Below are 214 nucleotides of genomic sequence, written 5' to 3' on the forward strand. Positions count from 1 at the left end.
GCGTCATATCGATCAGGGCATGACGCGCATGGAGGCCGCGCTGGCCGGCGCCAAGGAGATCGGTTTCACCATCGTCTCCATCACCGCCTCGCTGGTGGCGGTGTTCCTGCCGCTGTTGTTCATCAGCGGCATCACCGGCCTGTTCTTCAAGGAATTCACCATCACCCTGGTGGCGGCGATCATTGTCTCCGCGCTGGTTTCGCTCACGCTCACC

General features: G+C 62.1%; 1 protein-coding gene. It reads left to right on the top strand.

Annotated elements, in window-relative coordinates:
• A partial coding sequence (locus tag Y882_RS18660) for an efflux RND transporter permease subunit (RefSeq protein ID WP_046973457.1) occupies positions 1-214 on the top strand: 214 nt, incomplete at both ends.

Source organism: Dyella japonica DSM 16301 (assembly GCF_001010355.1).
GTDB lineage: Bacteria > Pseudomonadota > Gammaproteobacteria > Xanthomonadales > Rhodanobacteraceae > Dyella > Dyella japonica.